Genomic DNA, 18,495 nt, shown 5'->3' with positions numbered 1-18,495 from the left:
TTCAGATTAGAATGCGGGCTTTAGAGAAAAGTTATGTTTTTGCTTCTGAAATAGACAACCTCTGCATATGGTTGTACAAATATATTTTTTTTTAGAATATGAAGTTAGTAACTGTTACGGGAGAAGGTGGAAGAATGAAACAGTGGCTAGCGGCAATGGAAACATCCGTGCTTGTTATGGGAGCACTTCGATTATTTTCAGGTAGTGCGGAGATATTTGCTGCTTTGCTTATGCTTTATGTGAATGATGCGAAGAAAGCGTTGTTTATAAATGGTATGTTAGCGTTTGTTGGACCTACCGTATTAATTTTAACAATGACAATTGGGATAGCGAGTGTAGCAAGTGAAATTTCTTTCTTGAAGCTCTTTTTTCTAGCGCTTGGAATTTGCTGTATTTTTATCGCATTACTGAAATAGTAAGTCGAGTATAGTGGGGAGAAGCCGATGAAAGAGGTATTAGAAGTTTTACCAAAAACGATGAAGTATTTAATTGAAGAATGTAAGCAATACGATGCTTTAGAGGAAATTCGTGTTCGAATTGGAAGACCGCTAGAGTGTATTGCACACGGAAAGGTGTTTTTTTATGACTATATCACTACTGCAGAGGATGCTATTTACTTACTGAATAAGTTAAGTCAATTCTCAATTTATACGATGGAAGAGGAATTAAAACGTGGGTATGTGACACTTCGCGGGGGGCATAGAATCGGATTAGCGGGAAAAGTCATTACAGAAAAAAGCGCAGTGAAAATGATTCGTGATGTCTCTTCCTTTAATATTCGTATTGCTCGTCAAAAAATAGGGATTGCTGAACCGCTTTTGCCATATTTGTATGAAAAAAGATGGTTAAACACGATGGTAATTGGCCCTCCGCAAACGGGAAAAACGACACTTTTAAGAGATGTAGCTCGTTGCATGAGTCAAGGAGTAAGTGCTTCGGAAATTCCTTCTTGTAAAGTGGGGATCGTTGATGAACGGTCAGAAATTGCTGGCTGTGTGAAAGGGATCCCGCAATATGATTTTGGTACCCGAGTCGATGTGTTAGACGCGTGTCCAAAAGCAGAAGGAATGATGATGATGATTCGTTCTATGAGTCCTGATATTTTGATCGTAGATGAAATTGGCCGTAAAGAAGATAGTGAAGCAATTATGGAGGCAGTGCATGCAGGTGTTCAGCTTTTTATAAGTGCACACGGATTTTCCTATGAGGATGTTGTGAGACGTCCATCGCTAAAGGCAGTGCTAGAGCTTGGTATATTTGATAGGTTTGTGGAGTTGTCAAAAGCGAGGGGTCCAGGAACGGTTATGCAGGTGAAAGATAAATATGGAAAACCAGTGCTATCAAGTAGAAAGGCTGAGGGCGTATGGTGAAAATATTCGGTGCAGTGTTAATCGTTGCGGTCAGCACCTTTTTCGGGTTTTCATACGCTAAAAGATATAGTGAGAGGCCGAGGCAACTTAGATTATTAAAATCAGCACTTCAATCATTAGAAGCAGAAATTATGTATGGACACACACCTTTATCTGAGGCTGCCGAGCGATTAGTTAAACAAATGCCAAAGCCATTAAATTGGATATTTCAAAGTTTCGCCAGAAGACTACAAAGCGGGGAACAAACAGTAAGAGAAGCGTGGATAGATAGTTTGAAAGAGAACTGGAAGTTAACCGCATTTCAACAAACTGAGTATGAAATACTGCAGCAATTTGGTGAAACGCTCGGGCAACATGATCGTGAATCACAACAAAAACATATTCGCTTATGTATTACACATTTGGAGAGAGAAGAAGGAGAAGCGAAAGCGCTACAACTGCAATACGAAAAAATGATTAAGAGCTTAGGGGTACTAGCAGGGCTACTTATTGTAATTTTACTGCTATAGGGGGGAGAAAGGCGATGTCCATTGATGTTGGATTAATATTTCAAATCGCCGGAATCGGCATTGTTTTAGCTTTCATTCATACTGTACTAAAAGAATTAAAGCGGGAGGATATTGCAAATTGGGTTATCCTTGTCGGTTTTGTCGTCATTTTATTTCATGTTGCATTTTTAATTAACACGCTATTTGACAAGATTAAAAGTGTCTTTCTCTTCCAGTAAAGGAGGCGGTTCGAATCGAAATTATACAAATTGTCGGATTAGGCCTCGTTGCTACGTTTTTAGCTGCTGTTTTGAATCAGCATAAATCTAGTATTACATCTTTATTTATTGTGTTCGTAGGTAGCGTGATGTTTCTTATTTTAATCGATCAAATTCATTCTATTTTACAAATGATTGAGAGAGTAGCAAGTGAAGCGAAAGTTAGTAACGTCTACGTGGAAACGTTACTAAAGATTATTGGAATTGCTTATATTGCTGAGTTTGGAGCCCAAATTACAAAAGATGCTGGTCAAGGTGCCATCGCTTCGAAAATTGAACTTGCTGGGAAAATCTTAATTCTCGTTATGGCGATTCCTATTTTGACGGTTGTAATTGAAACTATTCTCGGATTTTTACCGACGGGATAAGGGGGAGTGAATGTTGAGGAGGTTTGGAGCTAAGCTGCTATTTGCTTGCTTCCTTTTCTTTTCTTTACCGGTTGTTGTACAAGCTTCTCCTGTAGAAACAAACGTCGTTGATCAACAATTGGATAAGCTCGGAATTGAAGATGTGAAGCAATTTTGGGACGGGCTTGTTACAAAATATGGTGGCTATTTGCCAGAGAGTCAAAAAGGGAGCTTTATGGAGTTTGTAAAGGGAGAAAAAGAATTCTCTCTAAAAGAGTGGATGATAGGGTTATTAAAATATTTATTTCATGAGCTTGCTGCTAATGGAAAACTGCTTGGCACACTTATTATGCTCACAATCTTTAGTGCATTGTTGCAATCACTGCAATCCGCTTTTTCAAAAAGTAGCGTAAGTAAAATTGCTGATGCTGTTGTGTATATGGTACTTATTATTTTTGCTTTAAATAGTTTTTATGTCGTTATGACATATGCAAGAGAAACGATACAAACAATGGTAGATTTCATATTAGCGTTATTGCCAATTTTGCTGGCGCTTATAGCAACTGGGGGCGGGGTTGTATCTGTATCATTTTTTCATCCGGTTATCATTTTCTTAATGAATACGAGTGGGCTTCTTATGAATTATATCGTTCTACCACTTTTATTACTGGCAACGATATTAAGTATTGTAAGTACAATGAGTGATCAATATAAAGTGACGAAATTATCCAAGCTTCTGCAAAACGTTAGCGTAGGGATTATCGGTGTCTTTTTAACAATTTTTTTAGGAGTATTATCTGTACAAGGGACAGCAACAGCTGTTGCTGATGGAATAGCTGTGAAAACTGCTAAATTTGTAACAGGAAACTTCATTCCAGTAGTTGGAAGGATGTTTACAGAAGCGGCAGATACTGTTATTAGCGCATCAGGATTATTGAAAAACACAGTCGGAATTATTGGGCTCGTCATTTTATGCTTAATTGTTGCTTTTCCAGCGATTCAAATTTTCTGTATTGCATTTATTTATAAATTCGCAGCAGCAGTATTGCAACCGGTTGGCGGCGGAGCAATTATTCAATGTTTAGACATTATTGGACGAAGCATCATTTACGTATTTGCTTGCTTAGCTATCGTATCATTTATGTTCTTTTTAAGTATTACAATTATTATTGCTGCGGGGAATATTACACTTATGATGCGGTAGGAGGTGAAGAGTATGCAATTTGTTACAGAGTGGATCAGAAATATTATCGTTTTTTTGCTCTTAGCAACAATGCTTCATCTTATTCTTCCAAATTCGAATTTGCAAAAATACGTTAAATTCGTTGTAAGTCTTTTGTTAGTCGTATTAATTTTAACGCCCCTTTTTAAACTATTGCAGACAGATGTAAATGAAGTAATTGCAAATTTTAATGAAGAAAAGTACGTAGCAGAAGGATCTGTAAAAAATTCAATAGATTCGAAGAAAAAAGAAATACAAGCTCTAACACGTGCATATAGTTTAGAAGAGATGGCTACCAAAATGAAAAAAGAAGTAGGAAAAGAGTTTGAGAAAAAGTATGGTATGACTGTCTCTGAAATACAAATAGTCGCAGCAGAAAATACAGAAGAAGTAAAGTCAGCGAAAGATATTCAATCTGTTGTTGTGACGTTGAAAGAAAAAGAACGTAGTAAAAATGATGCAATCGAAACAGTAAAGCCAATTGAAATTAACACGAAAGAGCCTCCAAAAAAAGTGGAAGAAACGAATGTAGAAATGAAAGATTTCTTTTCAAGCAGGTGGCAACTAGAGGGTAAACAAATCCAAGTTCAAATGGAAGGGAGGACAGGTAGAGTAAATGGACAATAAAGATAAAAATTCGAAGTTCTCATTTTTTCGAAACTTATTGAATGGGGATCAAAAAGAAAGCAACGAGAAGGGTAAAAAGGTAACACCTAAGTTTTTACTTGTCCTACTCATACTTGGAATTTTGCTTATGTTTTCTAGTAGTCTCTTTTCAAGTAAAAAAGAAGAAGTACCTGTATTTAAAGAACAAAAAACTCAAAATCAAGAAAAAGACGTACCAACTTTCGGACAAAAAAGTAATGATAGTATGTCAAATGTAGAAAAATATGAAAAAGCGTATGAACAAGAATTAAAAACTGCTTTAGAAGAAATAGCAGGAGTAAAAGACGTAACGATTAAAGTGAATTTAGATTCATCTGAAGAAAAAATTTTAGAAAAAAATACAGTGAAACGCTCACAAACAACAGGTGAAACAGATAAAACAGGCGGTAAGAGAGAAGTAGAGGACGAGTCTCTTGATGAAAAGACTGTCATTATACGTGAAGGGGATAAGGAAACTCCTGTTGTTTTACGAACAGAGAAGCCGAAAGTACGTGGTGTTCTTGTCGTAGCAAAGGGAGTGGATAATATACAAGTTAAAGCAATGGTAAAAGAAGCTGTGATAAGGCTGCTAGATGTACCGGCCCATCGCGTTTCAGTTTCACCGAAAAATTGATAGGGAGGAAATAAAGTGTTAAAAAAACAAACAGTTTGGTTATTAACGATGTTAAGTTTAGTTGTTGTACTATCTGTGTATTACGTGACAACTCCTGACAAAATGAATACAGCATCGCCGGCAACAGGTGAAAAGATTGGACAAGAAAAACAAGGTACTGATAAAGCAGTAACAAACGAAGCGCCTAAAGAAACTCCGAAAAAAGAAAATACAAGCAAGGAAACAACAAATAAAGAAACAGACAAAAAAGAAAATGCAAAAAAAGAAACAAGTAAAAAAGAGGGCAATGTATCAGTTCAATCAAGTGATGAGAATTTCACAGCTTTACGTATGCAAATGGAAGATCAGCGTAGTGAACAAAAAGCAAAATTACAAGAAGTGATGAGTTCAACAAAAGCTTCAGCAACAGAAAAGAATAAAGCAAAAGAAAATTTTGATGCCATTACGACAATGGAAACGAAGCAAGAATTACTTGAGACAGTAATTAAATCTCAAGGAGGATATCCAGATGCTCTTGTAAGAGCTGATGGTACTGACATTAGAGTAACGGTTAAAGCGGCAAAACATTCACAGAAAGAAGCAAATAAAATTATTCAACTTGTAAGAAGTGAAGGTGGATCAAAAGATGTAGGTGTGAAATTTGATCCACCAGCGAAATAAGTGAAACTTTAATCCGCAGGGATTTCCCTGCGGATTATTATCTTTTACTAAGCAAAGGGTATGCAAATAGTAAAATAGAGTATGTAAGTAAACGTGTGAATAGAAAAAAGCTATCATTTTCGATAGCTTTTTTCTATTTCGTCTTTGTAGTTATTTTTACTATGTTCAACTCGGAATGGAGAAACACGTTGCGAGTAAAAGATTAATGGTTCATGGTACTGATGATTACTTTTTCCGGATTTGACGTGGATGCAAAGAACACATGCCCAAACGATTACAGCAGGTAAAAAGAGAATGAGCCATATCATATTTCCACACCTCGACACAATATATTTTCTACACTTTGAACATACTATTCTTATATGAAGGAATGATGAACGGCGTGTAAACAAAAAAATAATATTTGGTAAAAATATGTTATTGACTATAGGTGTAGTGAAGAGTGGAGAGGGAATGGCATGTTTGCTGTGTAACGTTTTGCTAAAGTAGTGAATGTTTTTTAAGAAGTGGTCTTGCCAATTTCATGTGAAACTTGGTATTATTACTAGGTATTAAATTTTTATTGGAATAATATTTTTACAGGAGTTTCGATTTATTATAAAGAAATATAAATTGGAATGTTTAAAAAATTTATCGTAAGATGGAAATAGTAAATATTTCTATTAGTTAATGAAATATATTTTCTAATAGAATACATCGTATTTTTACAGTCAATCTAGTTTTCGTGACGAGAATCTGTAAAAACGGGACAAACAAGAGTATGGGAGTGGATTTTACATGTTTAAAATTCAAGAAGTTCGTGAATTAATTAAATTAATTGATAGCTCTAATATTGATGAATTTGAATACAAAAAAGACGGTACAACAATCAAAATGAAAAAGCGTGGTAATGAAGTTGTTGCTGTGCAAGCACCTGCAGCAAAACAAGCTATGCAACCAGTAGCGCCTGTTGAAGTTGAAACGACAGTAGCAGCAGCGCAAGCAGAAGCGCCAAAACAAGAAGAAAATAAAACTGTTCAAGATGAAAACCTACATAAGATCACCTCACCAATGGTAGGTACATTCTATTCTTCTTCTTCACCTGATACACCTCCATATGTAAGTGTTGGGGATAGAGTATCGAAAGATTCTATCGTATGTATTGTCGAGGCTATGAAGTTATTTAACGAAATTGATGCTGATGTAGAGGGCGAAATTGTTGAAATTCTTGTTAATAACGGACAGCTTGTTGAGTATGGACAACCGCTATTTCTTGTAAAAGCGTAATAAGGGAGTCTTTGTGATGATAAAAAAAGTATTAATAGCCAATCGTGGGGAAATTGCTGTACGAATTATTCGTGCTTGTAAAGAAATGGATATTGAAACAGTTGCAATTTATTCAGAAGCAGATAAAGAGTCACTTCACGTACAAATTGCAGACGAGGCGTATTGTGTAGGACCAACGATTTCGAAAGAAAGCTATTTAAATTTGACGAACATTATTAGCGTTGCGAAGTTAACAGGCTGCGATGCTATTCATCCGGGATACGGATTTTTAGCAGAGAATGCAGATTTCGCAGAGTTATGCCGTGAATGTAACTTGATTTTTATCGGTCCAAGTCCAGAAGCTATTTCAAAGATGGGCACAAAAGACGTTGCTCGTGATACAATGAAAGAAGCAGGGGTTCCGATTGTACCAGGTTCACAAGGGATTATTAAAAATACCGAAGAAGCGATCGAGCTTGCTAATCAAATTGGATATCCAGTTATTATTAAAGCGACTGCAGGTGGCGGCGGAAAAGGTATTCGTGTTGCACGCCATGAAGAAGAGCTTATAAAAGGAATTCAAATTACACAGCAAGAAGCTAGTACCGCTTTTGGGAACCCTGGTGTATACTTAGAAAAGTACGTTGAAGATTTCCGCCATGTTGAGATTCAAATAATGGCAGATACACACGGAAATGCCATTCATTTAGGAGAGCGTGATTGTACAATTCAGCGCCGTTTGCAAAAGCTATTAGAAGAAAGTCCATCACCTGCACTTGATGAAGATATTCGCAAGCAGATGGGTGAAGCGGCAGTTAAAGCGGCGGTAGCGGTTGATTATACAGGTGCTGGTACGGTTGAGTTTATTTATGAATATAAAACGAAAACCTTTTATTTCATGGAGATGAATACGAGAATTCAGGTTGAGCATCCGGTTACTGAAATGGTAACGGGAATGGACTTAATTAAAGAACAAATTCTTGTTGCTTCAGGAGAAAAGTTATCGTTACAGCAAGAAGAAGTACAATTTAATGGTTGGGCAATTGAATGTCGAATTAATGCGGAAAACCCTGCCAAAAAATTTATGCCATCTCCAGGTAAAGTAGAAATGTACTTACCACCAGGAGGATTTGGTATTCGCGTCGATTCAGCTGTATATCCGGGATATTCAATCCCACCTTTCTATGATTCGATGGTTGCTAAATTAATTGTTCACGGAAAAACACGTGAAGAGGCAATTGCAAAAATGAAGCGCGCACTTAGTGAATTTGTCATTGAAGGCGTACATACAACAATCCCGTTCCATTTGCAATTGCTAGATCATCCTGATTTTGTAAAAGGTGAGTTTAATACGAAATTTTTGGAAGAGCATGAACTTGTGACGCAGTGATACATTAAAGGAGGTTTTTTTCATGGCTGAACATATGTTAGATATGGGTCAAGATACAACTCTTGGTAAAGTAGAAATTGCACCAGAAGTAATTGAAGTAATTGCAGGTATTGCAGCTGCTGAAGTAGAAGGTGTAGCGGCAATGCGCGGTAATTTTGCTACAGATGTTGTTGAGAAGTTAGGTAAGAAAAATCATGGTAAAGGTGTAAAGGTTGAATTAGCAAACGAAGATATTATCGTTGACCTTTATGTTGTAATGTATTTTGGTGTAGCAATTCCAGTTGTTGCACAAAAGATTCAAGACAATATTCGCCAAGCACTCTTTACGATGACAGGACTTGAGCCAAAAGAAGTGAATGTTCACATCGTTGGCGTAACATTCGAAACACAAAAAACAGAAATCGAACCAGTGTAAGAATGAAAAGGTGCCTAGTAACATAGGCATCTTTTTTATCGTTTCATTTCTTCACAAATTACAACCCTCTAATTATTATACTATTTCAAAAAATAAGAAATAAACAAGAAAATGTGTCGTTTTTCCAAAAAACGTACATTGTGATAAGATATGGAACTTGAAGTTAATCTTTTTATTATTTTTCAGCCTTGTAACCCGTGTGTGAAACGATAAATTGTGTTATTATCATTGTATTATAAGGTTGGAAAATCAATGAAAACTGTAAGAGTAAGTGAATTGACGGCTTATAAATTATAATAATATAACAAAGTATAAGGAAAGACTTGAAGCATAAAGGAGAGTTACAATGAAACGTAGGACGGCTAGAGAAAGAGCAATGCAAGCATTATACCAAATGGATATTACAGGTGAATTAGAACCGAAAGTAGCAGTGGAAAATACGCTAGATGAAGGCGAAGAAACAAATGAGTTTCTAGAGTCACTTGTAGTAGGTTTTGTAGAAAATAAAGAAGCAATCGATGAAGCGATTCGTCAAAACTTAAAAAAGTGGAAGCTTGAGCGTATTAGCATTGTTGATCGCAGTATTTTACGTGTAGCTGTGTATGAAATGAAATACATGGAAGAAATTCCACACAACGTAACAATTAACGAAGCAATTGAAATTGCTAAAACATTTGGGGATGAGGAATCTCGTCGTTTTATTAACGGCGTTTTATCTAATATAAAAGATACACTGTAAATTCTTTAAGGGGGAATCTTAAAATGGTAGCAGTAATCATCAAAGGAAATGAAGTTGCGGAGAAAAAACGAGCACAATTAACAGAAGAAGTTGTGAAGTTGAAAGAGCAAGGTATTGTACCAGGATTAGCAGTTATTTTAGTTGGAGAAGATCCAGCATCTCGTTCTTATGTAAAAGGAAAAGAAAAAGGCTGTGAACAAGTAGGGATTTACTCAGAGCTAATTGAACTTCCTGAAACAATTACTGAGGAACGTTTGCTTGCTGAAATCGATCGCTTAAATGGCGATCACCGTATTAATGGCATATTAGTGCAATTACCTTTACCAAAACATATTGAAGAAAAAGCTATCATTGAAAGAATTTCACCAGAAAAGGATGTAGACGGATTTCACCCAATCAGCGTGGGACGTATGATGACGGGACAAGATACATTCCTTCCATGTACACCGCATGGTATTGTAGAATTAGTAAAAGAAACAAATCTTGATATTTCTGGAAAACATGTAGTAGTAATTGGAAGAAGTAATATTGTCGGTAAACCAGTGGGGCAATTGTTTTTAAATGAAAATGCCACTGTCACATATTGTCATTCTAAGACGCAAAATATGAAAGAGTTATCGAAGTTAGCTGATATTTTAATCGTAGCTGTTGGACGACCTAAAATGATAACAGCGGATTATATTAAAGAAGGAGCGGTTGTAATTGACGTTGGTGTTAACCGTTTAGAAACAGGAAAACTTTGTGGTGATGTTGACTTTGACAACGTGTTAGATGTTGCGGGTTACATTACACCTGTGCCAAAGGGTGTTGGTCCAATGACAATCACAATGCTTCTTCATAATACTGTTGAATCTGCCAAACGTGCAGGTGTCGTTTGTAAATAATTTGAGTCGGCTATGAGGAGAGAGAAATGGAGAAGCAATATTTAACCGTTACAGCGTTAACACGCTATATAAAAACAAAAATAGAATATGATCCGCATTTGCAGTCTGTTTGGTTAAAAGGTGAAATTTCCAACTTTAAAAATCATAGCCGTGGCCACATGTATTTTACATTGAAAGATGAAAATGCAAGAATCGCAGCGGTTATGTTTGCGGGTCATAATCGTAATATTAAATTCAAACCTGAAAATGGGATGAAGGTACTCGTGAAAGGGAAAATCTCTGTTTACGAGGCGAGTGGTTCTTATCAAATTTATATTCAAGACATGCAGCCTGACGGAGTCGGAAATTTACATTTAGCGTACGAACAGTTAAAAGTTCGCTTAGAAGAAGAAGGACTTTTTTCTCAAGTTTATAAAAAAGCAATTCCTCCTTATGCTAAAACAATAGGTGTGATTACGTCGCCAACAGGAGCAGCGATTCGTGATATTATAACAACGATTAAACGTCGTTATCCAATTGGGAATGTTATTGTATTTCCGGTACTTGTACAAGGGGAGTCAGCGGCTCCCTCGATTGTACAAGCGATTCGTACAGCGAATGAAATGGGAGAGATAGATGTACTAATCGTTGGTCGTGGTGGAGGTTCTATTGAGGAATTATGGGCTTTCAATGAGGAAATGGTTGCAAGAGCAATCTTTAAGAGTGAAATTCCTATTATTTCGGCAGTAGGCCATGAAACGGATTTTACAATCGCAGATTTTGTTGCAGATTTACGCGCGCCAACACCGACTGCAGCAGCTGAGCTAGCAGCACCTAATATTATAGAGTTACAAGAAAAGGTATTACAAAGAACTCTGAGATTGCAAAGAGCAATGAAAGAGTTAGTACATAAAAAAGAAGAAAAACTACAAGTGTTGCAAAAATCGTATGCGTTCCGTTATCCAAGACAAGTATATGAGCAAAAGGAAGAGCAATTAGATAGAGCGCTAGAACAGCTTGTTTTAGCGAACGAGCGCTATATTGATAAAAAGGTGAATCAGTTAAAGCAACTTTCATTTTATTTAGAGAAGCACCACCCATCTCAAAAAATTATTCAAACGAAGGTAGCTGTTGAAACGTTGCAAAAGCAATTACAACGTGAAATGCAAACGTTACTTCAAACGAAAGAATTTGCCTTTGTAAGAGCTGCTCAAAAACTTGAAGCGTTAAGTCCGCTTAAAGTAATGATGAGAGGGTACGGGCTTGTATATGATGAAGAGAAGCAAGTGTTAAAAAGTGTGAAAGATGTAAGCCTTGGAGATGCTGTTTCAGTTCAATTACAAGATGGAATACTAGATTGTAGCGTATCAGGCATAGAGGAGCGTGAATTGAATAATGGAAAATAAATTAAGCTTTGAAGAGGCAATTTCGCAACTTGAGCATCTTGTTTCTAAGCTAGAACAAGGTGACGTACCTTTAGAAGAAGCGATTTCTTATTTTAAAGAGGGTATGGAATTATCTAAGCTTTGTGATGAGAAGTTGAAGAATGTACAAGAACAAATGGCAGTTATTCTTGGGGAAGATGGAGAGCTTGAACCGTTTACTGCTTTAGGAGATGAAGCATAGTGACGATTGCTTTTGATACTTTTTTGAAGGAAAGTAAAACTTTCGTAGAAGAGAAACTTGTAAGCTATGCAAATGAATTACAATGTCCAAATGTACTTCGTGAAGCGATGGCATATTCTTTAGAAGCGGGTGGAAAACGTCTCCGCCCGTTACTTTTGTTTGCAACATTACAAGCGTTTGGGAAAGAAAGAAATCTTGGAGTAGGTGCAGCTTGTGCTCTTGAAATGATTCATACATATTCGTTAGTTCATGACGATTTACCTTGTATGGATGATGATGATTTAAGAAGAGGAAAGCCCACAAATCACAAAGTATTTGGTGAAGCGATGGCAGTTTTAGCAGGAGATGGCTTATTGACGTATGCTTTTCAAGTTATTATGGCATATGAGCAAAAAGAAATTTCTGCAGAAAAAAAAGTAAGACTTGTACTTGAACTTGCAAAAGCAGCAGGACCAGAAGGAATGGTTGGCGGACAAGTGGCAGATATGGAAGCTGAAGGGAAACGCCTTACGATTGATGAATTGGAGTACATCCATAAACATAAGACCGGAAAACTGCTTGAATTTGCTGTACTTGCGGGTGCGATACTTTCTGATGCGACAGAAGAGCAAGAAGAAAAGTTGCTTACGTTTGCTAAATATATCGGTCTAGCTTTCCAAATTCGAGACGATATTTTAGATGTCGAAGGCACCGAAGAAGAGATTGGAAAACCGATTGGTAGCGATCTTTCTAATGAAAAGAGCACATATACGACGTTGTTTACTGTAGATAGAGCAAAGGATATTTTAGAAGAAACAATTGCAGAAGCAAAAGGTGCAATTAGCTCCTTGCAATTACAAGATGAATATTTACTATCTATTTGCGATTTGATTGCAAAACGTAATAACTAATATAACAGCGTTTTCATTTGTTGAGTCATTCATCATTTTATGATATAAATGTAGGAAAAGGTTTTTCTTTTCTTGTTATTGGCAAAAATATATGTAGATTACATTGCCGTTATCACTTCGTGTTAGCGGCTATTTTTTTCATCGCCTAAAGAAATATGGTTTATAATAGGATTAAGGCGCAATAGACTGGTTAATAGCGGGACAAGACGAAAAGTAGAAAAGAGAATTTCTTGTTTTGTGTAAATGTTTTTTATAATATTTGACATGTTGACAGATTATGAAATGAAAGTGAGTGATCCATGTGGATCTAACGCAAATTCAAAACCCTAGTTTTTTGAAAGATATGTCTATCAGTGAACTAGAGGGATTGAGTGAGGATATTCGTAAGTTTTTAATTGAAGAGCTCTCTCAAACAGGTGGACATATTGCACCTAATTTAGGTGTAGTAGAACTCACAATTGCTCTGCACAAATTATTTGATAGCCCGCAAGATAAATTTTTATGGGATGTAGGACATCAATCCTATGTACATAAAATTTTAACTGGACGCGCGAAAGAGTTTGGTACATTAAGGCAATATCAAGGTCTATGTGGTTTCCCGAAACGTTGCGAGAGTGAGCATGATGTATGGGAAACTGGTCATAGCTCGACTTCGTTATCGGCTGCAATGGGAATGGCTCTGGCACGTGATTTAAAGAAAACGAAAGAATATGTTATACCAATTATTGGAGATGGTGCTTTAACAGGTGGAATGGCCTTAGAGGCATTGAACCATATTGGACATGAAAAAACAGACATGATTGTTATTTTGAATGATAATGAAATGTCAATTGCACCAAACGTTGGTGCGCTTCATAATGTACTCGGTCGTTTACGTACCGCAGGAAAATATCACTGGGTAAAAGATGAATTAGAGTATATATTAAAGAAAATCCCAGCAGTTGGCGGGAAAGTGGCTGCGACAGCAGAGAAAATAAAAGATAGTCTTAAATATTTACTAGTATCTGGTGTCTTTTTCGAAGAGTTAGGCTTTACATATTTAGGTCCAGTCGATGGGCATGATTATGAAAAGTTATTCGAAACGTTGCAATATGCAAAGAAAACAAAAGGCCCAGTACTTGTTCACGTTATTACGAAAAAAGGAAAAGGTTATAAACCGGCTGAGAGTGACGTTATTGGAACTTGGCATGGAACAGGACCTTATAAAATTGAATCAGGTGACTTCGTTAAGCCAAAAGAAGTTGCACCAGCATGGAGTGCTGTCGTTAGTGAAACAGTACTTAAGCTGGCGAGAGCGGATGAGCGTATCGTAGCAATTACACCTGCAATGCCTGTTGGATCAAAACTTGAGAAATTCCAAAAAGAATTCCCAGATCGTATGATTGATGTAGGTATTGCAGAACAGCACGCTACAACAATGGCAGCAGGTATGGCAACGCAAGGAATGAAGCCATTCTTAGCAATTTATTCGACATTTTTACAAAGAGCATATGACCAAGTTGTTCATGATATATGCCGCCAAAATTTAAATGTTTTCATCGGAATAGATCGCTCGGGATTAGTAGGAGCAGATGGTGAAACGCATCAAGGCGTATTTGATATCTCATTCTTACGTCACTTGCCGAATATGGTGCTTATGATGCCGAAAGATGAAAATGAAGGGCAACATTTAGTTTATACGGCGATGCAATATGAAGATGGACCAATCGCATTGCGTTATGCTCGTGGTAATGGACTTGGCGTTCATATGGATGAAGAATTAAAGGCGATTCCAATCGGTACGTGGGAGACGTTAAAAGAGGGTACACAAGCAGCTATTTTAACGTTTGGTACGACAATACCAATGGCAATGGAAGCAGCTGAGCGTCTTGAAAAAGCTGGGGTTTCAGTGAAAGTAGTGAATGCTCGCTTTATTAAACCAATGGATGAAGCATATTTACATGATCTTCTAGGGAAGAATATACCGATTTTAACGATTGAAGAAGCTTGTTTAATCGGTGGTTTTGGAACAGGAGTAGTTGAATTTGCATCTGAAAATGGTTACCATAGTGCATTAGTTGAACGAATGGGTATTCCAGACCGCTTCATAGAGCACGGAAGTGTAACAAAATTATTAGAAGAAATTGGTTTAACGACAGATGCTGTTGTAGACCGTATTCATACAATGATTCCATCAAAACAAAAAAGGGCGTAACAAATGAGCGTAAAAAAAGAAAGAGTAGATGTACTATTAGTAGAGCGAGGACTTATAGAAACGCGTGAGAAAGCAAAGCGCGCCATTATGGCCGGACTCGTATATGCAAATGAGATGAGACTTGATAAGCCAGGAGAGAAAATCTCGCAAGATACTGAGATTACGGTGAAGGGACAAGTTATGCCGTATGTAAGTCGTGGTGGTTATAAACTTGAAAAGGCATTAGAGACATTTCATCTTGATTTACAAGATAAAGTTATGATAGATATTGGTTCATCAACTGGTGGCTTTACAGATTGCGCGCTTCAAAATGGAGCGAAATTATCTTATGCATTAGATGTAGGATACAATCAACTAGCGTGGAAATTACGTCAGGATGAGCGTGTTGTTGTAATGGAACGAACAAACTTCCGTTACGTGACACCAGCAGACTTAGAACGTGGTTTACCTCAATTTGCAAGTATTGATGTTTCATTTATATCATTAAAGCTTATACTGCCAGTTTTAAAAACAATGCTTATGCCTAACGGAGATGTAGCAGCGTTAATTAAACCGCAGTTTGAAGCTGGAAGAGAGCAAGTTGGGAAAAAAGGTATCGTTCGTGATAGAAAAGTACATGAAGCTGTTGTAGAAATGATTGTCGATTTTGCTTTAAAAGAGGGCTATGATGTGGAAGGTTTAACATTCTCACCAATTACGGGTGGGGATGGTAATATTGAATTTTTAATTCATCTGAAATGGCATGGTGAACGTGAGAATGGCGAAAATCATTCTCCGATTTCTATAGAGCAAGTTGTTACAGAAGCACATGACGTTCTAAAACAAAAAGGGAAAGGGGAATAACATATGTTGTTCCTCTTTTTGCTGTAATTGTATAATGATTGTAAAAACAATTGTGTACAAGAAACGAATTATAAGTTAACATAAATAAGTGAAGTATACCAATGTTTAAACTATGGTAAGAGATAGTGTGAGGTGCAAATGTATGAATAAAGGTCAGCGCCATATTAAAATCAGGGAAATTATTGCAAACAAAGAAATTGAAACACAAGATGAATTAGTTGATATTTTACGTAATGAGGGATTTAATGTAACGCAAGCAACAGTATCGCGCGATATTAAAGAACTGCACTTAGTGAAGGTGCCATTACATGATGGGCGCTATAAATATAGCTTGCCAGCAGATCAACGATTTAACCCGTTACAAAAATTAAAACGAAATCTAGTGGATTCATTTGTAAAATTAGACACGGCAGGACATATGCTTGTGCTAAAAACATTGCCTGGTAACGCTCATTCACTTGGAGCACTTATTGATCATTTAGAGTGGGATGAGATCATCGGAACCATCTGTGGTGATGATACTTGCTTAATTATTTGCCGTACACCTGACGATACAGGTGTTGTCTCTGATCGTTTCTTAAATATGTTGTAACAAAAAATCTTGTTTGCTTTCCATCGTAAAGTGGGAAGTGAACAAGATATTTTTATTGGTCAAAAATATGATTTTTCAATTGTAATATAATATTTTGTTTGCATAAAGTTAGAAAATAGATGGATTGACCCGTAAAACAAATGTTTGGTACAATGAAGCGGGTTAGAAGAGTATATACATACAAATATATAGCATGATTATTTGAATGAAGAAATGAGAAAATCCTTTAGTAAGGGATTATTTTATAACGAGGTGAATGGGGCATTGTTATCGGAATTATCGATTAGAAACTTTGCTATTATTGAAGCATTAAATATTTCTTTTCAAAAAGGTTTAACGGTTTTAAGCGGTGAAACAGGGGCCGGAAAATCGATTATTATTGATGCGATTAGTTTACTTGTAGGTGGCCGTGGGTCAGCAGAATTTGTTCGATATGGAACAGAAAAGGCTGAGATTGAAGGGCTGTTTTATGTTGAAGATGATAAGCATCCATGTATTGAAAAGGCAGAAGAGTTAGATATAGAAATAGAAGATGGCATGATTATTTTAAAGCGTGATATTGCTGCGAACGGGAAGAGTGTATGTCGTGTAAATGGGAAGCTTGTTACACTTAGCATATTAAAAGAAATTGGGAAAACACTTGTTGATATTCATGGACAGCATGAAACGCAAGATTTAATGAATGAAGAACGACATCTGTTTATGCTTGATCACTTTGATGGGGATCGAATCGTTAAACAACTAGACATATATCAAAACGTATACGCTGACTATGAAAAATTAAAAAAACAATTGAAATCGTTAAGTGAAAATGAACAACAGATGGCACATCGCTTAGATTTAATTCAATTTCAGCATGAAGAAATTCGCAAAGCTGATTTAAAGATGGATGAAGAAAATGAATTAACTGAGGAACGATTGCAAATTTCTAATTTTGAAAAGATTTATAAAGCATTAGGTGATGCATATCGTTCATTGAGTGCTGACGGACAAGGATTAGATAATGTAAGAAGCGCAATGGGACAAATGGAAAGTATTACACATTTAGATGAAATGTATCAAGAGAATCATGATTCAATTGCAAATAGTTATTACTTATTAGAAGAGGTTGCATATCAACTGAGAGAAAAGCTCGATATGATGGAATATGATCCAAATCGTTTAGATGAAATCGAAACACGTTTGAATGAAATTCGTATGCTAAAGAGAAAATATGGAAATACTGTAGAAGAGATTTTAGCGTATGCAGATAAAATTGAACAAGAAATATTTACAATTGAAAATAAAGACGTTCATATTGAAACGACGAAGAAACAGTTGAAGGAATTAGAAAGTGTTATTCTGAAAGAAGCAACGTTGTTAAGTAATATGCGTCATGAGCTTGCAGAACACCTTACAAATGCAATTCATCAAGAATTAAAAGAATTATATATGGAAAAAACGAAATTTGAAGTGAGAATTATGAAGAGAGAAGGAAATGCAGAAGAGCCCCTTGTGGAAGGTGCGCCGGTAAGACTTACGGCGGATGGTTACGATCATGTGGAATTTTATATTTCGACGAACCCAGGAGAGCCGCTAAAACCACTTTCAAAGGTTGCTTCTGGCGGAGAGTTATCTCGTATCATTTTAGCTTTAAAAAGCATTTTTTCTAAGCATCAAGGGGTTGCATCTGTTATTTTTGATGAAGTGGATACGGGTGTAAGTGGCCGGGTCGCACAGGCTATTGCGGAAAAAATTTATCGAGTATCAGTAAACTCGCAAGTACTTTGTATTACGCACTTACCTCAAGTAGCTTCAATGGCAGATTCACATTTATTTATTCGAAAACAAGTAGCGAATGATCGGACAATTACATCAGTTACTGTTTTAACTATGGAGGATAAAGTAACAGAAATAGCTCGAATGATTTCTGGTGTGGAAATCACAGATTTAACGACAGAGCATGCGAAAGAATTACTTACGCAAGCGCATCATTTTAAACAGACAGCAGAGGCTATCCAGTAATGGATAGCTTTTTTTCTCAAATGACGATTTCTTAATTCTTCCGGTTATAA

General features: G+C 36.6%; 22 protein-coding genes. 21 read left to right on the top strand and 1 reads right to left on the bottom strand.

Annotated elements, in window-relative coordinates:
- Positions 1 to 134: 134 nt before the first annotated feature.
- Genes DN400_RS13845 through DN400_RS13805 form a run of 9 tightly spaced genes read left to right on the top strand, consistent with a single transcriptional unit; the run spans position 135 to position 5,644 of the window.
- Complete coding sequence (locus DN400_RS13845) at positions 135 to 416, top strand: YqhV family protein (protein ID WP_000816050.1); 282 nt, start codon at positions 135 to 137, stop codon at positions 414 to 416.
- Positions 417 to 443: 27 nt separating this feature from the next.
- Positions 444 to 1,370 (top strand): stage III sporulation protein AA, encoded by a 927-nt coding sequence (gene spoIIIAA, locus DN400_RS13840; RefSeq protein ID WP_000665907.1) that lies wholly within the window; start codon positions 444 to 446, stop codon positions 1,368 to 1,370.
- Positions 1,364 to 1,879, top strand: coding sequence for a stage III sporulation protein SpoIIIAB (gene spoIIIAB, locus DN400_RS13835; RefSeq protein WP_000238703.1), 516 nt, complete (start codon positions 1,364 to 1,366; stop codon positions 1,877 to 1,879). The genes spoIIIAA and spoIIIAB overlap by 7 nt, the downstream gene beginning before the upstream one ends.
- 14 nt (positions 1,880 to 1,893) lie before the next feature.
- The gene (gene spoIIIAC / locus DN400_RS13830; RefSeq protein ID WP_000020914.1) at positions 1,894 to 2,097 is read left to right on the top strand and encodes a stage III sporulation protein AC; all 204 of its coding nucleotides are present in this window, start codon (positions 1,894 to 1,896) and stop codon (positions 2,095 to 2,097) included.
- Positions 2,098 to 2,120: 23 nt separating this feature from the next.
- Positions 2,121 to 2,504 (top strand): stage III sporulation protein AD, encoded by a 384-nt coding sequence (gene spoIIIAD, locus DN400_RS13825; protein ID WP_077393170.1) that lies wholly within the window; start codon positions 2,121 to 2,123, stop codon positions 2,502 to 2,504.
- 10 nt (positions 2,505 to 2,514) lie between these two features.
- A complete protein-coding gene (gene spoIIIAE, locus DN400_RS13820) occupies positions 2,515 to 3,687 on the top strand; it encodes a stage III sporulation protein AE (protein ID WP_000946113.1) in 1,173 nt (390 codons plus the stop codon).
- Between the two features lie 12 nt (positions 3,688 to 3,699).
- Positions 3,700 to 4,332, top strand: coding sequence for a stage III sporulation protein AF (gene spoIIIAF, locus DN400_RS13815; RefSeq protein ID WP_001161037.1), 633 nt, complete (start codon positions 3,700 to 3,702; stop codon positions 4,330 to 4,332).
- Complete coding sequence (gene spoIIIAG / locus DN400_RS13810; protein ID WP_000368890.1) at positions 4,322 to 4,984, top strand: stage III sporulation protein AG; 663 nt, start codon at positions 4,322 to 4,324, stop codon at positions 4,982 to 4,984. The genes spoIIIAF and spoIIIAG overlap by 11 nt, the downstream gene beginning before the upstream one ends.
- 15 nt (positions 4,985 to 4,999) lie before the next feature.
- Positions 5,000 to 5,644, top strand: a complete 645-nt coding sequence (locus DN400_RS13805) for a SpoIIIAH-like family protein (protein ID WP_000914710.1) — start codon at positions 5,000 to 5,002, stop codon at positions 5,642 to 5,644.
- Between the two features lie 113 nt (positions 5,645 to 5,757).
- Here the strand turns inward: DN400_RS13805 and DN400_RS13800 are convergent, their stop codons facing one another.
- Positions 5,758 to 5,952: a hypothetical protein gene (locus DN400_RS13800; protein WP_002000935.1), complete on the bottom strand. Its 195-nt coding sequence runs from the start codon at positions 5,950 to 5,952 to the stop codon at positions 5,758 to 5,760.
- Positions 5,953 to 6,421: 469 nt separating this feature from the next.
- Here DN400_RS13800 and accB point away from each other — a divergent pair, with 469 nt between their 5' ends.
- The 12 genes from accB to recN all read left to right on the top strand — a co-directional run bounded on the left by accB (position 6,422) and on the right by recN (position 18,445).
- On the top strand, positions 6,422 to 6,910 hold the full coding sequence (accB, locus tag DN400_RS13795) for an acetyl-CoA carboxylase biotin carboxyl carrier protein (protein WP_000472864.1): 489 nt from the start codon (positions 6,422 to 6,424) through the stop codon (positions 6,908 to 6,910).
- A 16-nt stretch (positions 6,911 to 6,926) separates the two neighbouring features.
- Entirely contained in the window at positions 6,927 to 8,279 is a 1,353-nt protein-coding gene (gene accC / locus DN400_RS13790; RefSeq protein ID WP_000592870.1) for an acetyl-CoA carboxylase biotin carboxylase subunit, read from the top strand.
- Between the two features lie 22 nt (positions 8,280 to 8,301).
- Positions 8,302 to 8,694, top strand: a complete 393-nt coding sequence (locus tag DN400_RS13785) for an Asp23/Gls24 family envelope stress response protein (protein ID WP_000807630.1) — start codon at positions 8,302 to 8,304, stop codon at positions 8,692 to 8,694.
- Positions 8,695 to 9,040: 346 nt separating this feature from the next.
- Complete coding sequence (nusB, locus tag DN400_RS13780; protein WP_000830247.1) at positions 9,041 to 9,433, top strand: N utilization substance protein NusB; 393 nt, start codon at positions 9,041 to 9,043, stop codon at positions 9,431 to 9,433.
- A 23-nt stretch (positions 9,434 to 9,456) separates the two neighbouring features.
- A complete protein-coding gene (gene folD, locus DN400_RS13775; RefSeq protein WP_098850640.1) occupies positions 9,457 to 10,317 on the top strand; it encodes a bifunctional methylenetetrahydrofolate dehydrogenase/methenyltetrahydrofolate cyclohydrolase FolD in 861 nt (286 codons plus the stop codon).
- A gap of 26 nt (positions 10,318 to 10,343) precedes the next feature.
- Complete coding sequence (gene xseA / locus DN400_RS13770; protein ID WP_098360870.1) at positions 10,344 to 11,702, top strand: exodeoxyribonuclease VII large subunit; 1,359 nt, start codon at positions 10,344 to 10,346, stop codon at positions 11,700 to 11,702.
- Positions 11,692 to 11,922 carry an exodeoxyribonuclease VII small subunit gene (xseB, locus tag DN400_RS13765; RefSeq protein ID WP_000428423.1) on the top strand — a complete coding sequence of 77 codons (231 nt, stop codon included), beginning with the start codon at positions 11,692 to 11,694 and terminating at the stop codon, positions 11,920 to 11,922. The genes xseA and xseB overlap by 11 nt, the downstream gene beginning before the upstream one ends.
- The gene (ispA, locus tag DN400_RS13760; RefSeq protein WP_000150374.1) at positions 11,922 to 12,812 is read left to right on the top strand and encodes a (2E,6E)-farnesyl diphosphate synthase; all 891 of its coding nucleotides are present in this window, start codon (positions 11,922 to 11,924) and stop codon (positions 12,810 to 12,812) included. The genes xseB and ispA overlap by 1 nt, the downstream gene beginning before the upstream one ends.
- Before the next feature lie 301 nt (positions 12,813 to 13,113).
- Complete coding sequence (gene dxs / locus DN400_RS13755) at positions 13,114 to 15,006, top strand: 1-deoxy-D-xylulose-5-phosphate synthase (RefSeq protein ID WP_000366452.1); 1,893 nt, start codon at positions 13,114 to 13,116, stop codon at positions 15,004 to 15,006.
- A 3-nt stretch (positions 15,007 to 15,009) separates the two neighbouring features.
- On the top strand, positions 15,010 to 15,849 hold the full coding sequence (locus DN400_RS13750) for a TlyA family RNA methyltransferase (protein WP_000111872.1): 840 nt from the start codon (positions 15,010 to 15,012) through the stop codon (positions 15,847 to 15,849).
- A gap of 142 nt (positions 15,850 to 15,991) precedes the next feature.
- The gene (gene argR, locus DN400_RS13745; protein ID WP_001032580.1) at positions 15,992 to 16,441 is read left to right on the top strand and encodes an arginine repressor ArgR; all 450 of its coding nucleotides are present in this window, start codon (positions 15,992 to 15,994) and stop codon (positions 16,439 to 16,441) included.
- A 264-nt stretch (positions 16,442 to 16,705) separates the two neighbouring features.
- Entirely contained in the window at positions 16,706 to 18,445 is a 1,740-nt protein-coding gene (recN, locus tag DN400_RS13740; protein WP_000947734.1) for a DNA repair protein RecN, read from the top strand.
- Positions 18,446 to 18,495 lie beyond the last annotated feature (50 nt).

Origin of the sequence: Bacillus sp. AR8-1 (assembly GCF_008042345.1) — a bacterium.
In the GTDB taxonomy this organism is placed as follows: Bacteria; Bacillota; Bacilli; order Bacillales; family Bacillaceae_G; genus Bacillus_A; species Bacillus_A cereus.
This window is presented reverse-complemented; position numbering and strand designations above follow the sequence as displayed.

Excerpts from the sequence above, each read along its gene's own strand:
- DN400_RS13845 (WP_000816050.1), top strand. The coding sequence starts at position 135 with ATGAAACAGTGGCTAGCGGCAATGGAAACATCCGTGCTTGTTATGGGA.
- spoIIIAA (WP_000665907.1), top strand. The coding sequence starts at position 444 with ATGAAAGAGGTATTAGAAGTTTTACCAAAAACGATGAAGTATTTAATT.
- spoIIIAB (WP_000238703.1), top strand. The coding sequence starts at position 1,364 with ATGGTGAAAATATTCGGTGCAGTGTTAATCGTTGCGGTCAGCACCTTT.
- spoIIIAC (WP_000020914.1), top strand. The coding sequence starts at position 1,894 with ATGTCCATTGATGTTGGATTAATATTTCAAATCGCCGGAATCGGCATT.
- spoIIIAE (WP_000946113.1), top strand. The coding sequence starts at position 2,515 with ATGTTGAGGAGGTTTGGAGCTAAGCTGCTATTTGCTTGCTTCCTTTTC.
- spoIIIAF (WP_001161037.1), top strand. The coding sequence starts at position 3,700 with ATGCAATTTGTTACAGAGTGGATCAGAAATATTATCGTTTTTTTGCTC.
- spoIIIAG (WP_000368890.1), top strand. The coding sequence starts at position 4,322 with ATGGACAATAAAGATAAAAATTCGAAGTTCTCATTTTTTCGAAACTTA.
- DN400_RS13800 (WP_002000935.1), bottom strand. The coding sequence starts at position 5,952 with ATGATATGGCTCATTCTCTTTTTACCTGCTGTAATCGTTTGGGCATGT.
- accB (WP_000472864.1), top strand. The coding sequence starts at position 6,422 with ATGTTTAAAATTCAAGAAGTTCGTGAATTAATTAAATTAATTGATAGC.
- accC (WP_000592870.1), top strand. The coding sequence starts at position 6,927 with ATGATAAAAAAAGTATTAATAGCCAATCGTGGGGAAATTGCTGTACGA.
- DN400_RS13785 (WP_000807630.1), top strand. The coding sequence starts at position 8,302 with ATGGCTGAACATATGTTAGATATGGGTCAAGATACAACTCTTGGTAAA.
- nusB (WP_000830247.1), top strand. The coding sequence starts at position 9,041 with ATGAAACGTAGGACGGCTAGAGAAAGAGCAATGCAAGCATTATACCAA.
- folD (WP_098850640.1), top strand. The coding sequence starts at position 9,457 with ATGGTAGCAGTAATCATCAAAGGAAATGAAGTTGCGGAGAAAAAACGA.
- xseA (WP_098360870.1), top strand. The coding sequence starts at position 10,344 with ATGGAGAAGCAATATTTAACCGTTACAGCGTTAACACGCTATATAAAA.
- xseB (WP_000428423.1), top strand. The coding sequence starts at position 11,692 with ATGGAAAATAAATTAAGCTTTGAAGAGGCAATTTCGCAACTTGAGCAT.
- DN400_RS13750 (WP_000111872.1), top strand. The coding sequence starts at position 15,010 with ATGAGCGTAAAAAAAGAAAGAGTAGATGTACTATTAGTAGAGCGAGGA.
- argR (WP_001032580.1), top strand. The coding sequence starts at position 15,992 with ATGAATAAAGGTCAGCGCCATATTAAAATCAGGGAAATTATTGCAAAC.